Below are 890 nucleotides of genomic sequence, written 5' to 3'. Positions count from 1 at the left end.
CCCGCCTCGCCGGCCCCCGGCGGCGCGGTCCCCGCTCCCGTCCCGCCGGCCCCCGGCGGCGCGGTCCCCGCCTCCACCCCGCCGGCCCCCGATGGCGGGGACGCCACGAGCGTGTTGCCCCGCATGCCGGACTGAGCCGGAACCCGGGGTGCCCCCGGGGTTACCGTGACGAAGAGTGATGGCGGCGTGACCCGGTCGCGGGACCGGTCGCCGGGTGCCGAACCGGGCCCGGTACCGGGGCCGGTTCGCCGATAAGATCGCGTGCGCCGGACGGCACCGCCGACCGGTGAGACCACATACGTGGAAGGAGCCGCGCCGTGGCCCTGGACCCGCAGTTGCTCGAGATCCTCGCCTGCCCGGACACGCACCACGCCCCGCTCGACTACGACGCGCAGGCGCAGACGCTCACCTGCACCGAGTGCGGTCGCGTCTTCGAGGTGCGCGACGACGTACCGGTGCTGCTCCTGGACGAGGCGCGCGGTGGTCCCGCCGCCGCCGACGACGCGCGTGGCGGGTCGTCGCGGTGATGGAGGGTACGGCCGGGGTCAGCGGCCACCGGCACGCGGACGAGGCCCTGCTGGACGACCCGGCGCTGCTGTCCGAGCGCGACCCGGGCGGGATGCTGCGGTTCACCGCCTCCGCCGGCGCCCAGGTGCGGGAGTCAGCGGCGCTGGCGGCCGAGGCGAACCTGTCGGTGCTCGCCGACGACGGCCGTCCCCGTGCGGTGGTCATCGCCGGCATCGGCACCGCCGGGCGTACCGGGGACGTGCTGGCGACCGTCGCCGGGCCGCGCTGCCCGGTGCCGGTCATCCCGCACCGCAGCGCCGGCGTGCCCGGCTGGGTGGGCGCGGCGGACGTGGTCATCGCGGTCAGCGCGTCCGGCCGCAGCC

The 890-nt window shown here is 77.8% G+C and carries 1 protein-coding gene and 1 pseudogene; both read left to right on the top strand.

The window, feature by feature from the left end:
- Nucleotides 1–317 precede the first annotated feature (317 nt).
- Nucleotides 318–527 (top strand): Trm112 family protein, encoded by a 210-nt coding sequence (locus tag HUW36_RS33590; RefSeq protein ID WP_174531667.1) that lies wholly within the window; start codon nt 318–320, stop codon nt 525–527.
- Nucleotides 524–890, top strand: a pseudogene (locus HUW36_RS33585) (SIS domain-containing protein); the annotation flags it as partial. The gene HUW36_RS33590 and the pseudogene HUW36_RS33585, both read left to right, overlap by 4 nt.

Source organism: Micromonospora maritima, from assembly GCF_902825405.1.
In the GTDB taxonomy this organism is placed as follows: Bacteria; Actinomycetota; Actinomycetes; order Mycobacteriales; family Micromonosporaceae; genus Micromonospora; species Micromonospora maritima.
Note: the sequence above shows the minus strand (reverse complement) of the source record. Positions and strands in the feature narration are given on the sequence as shown.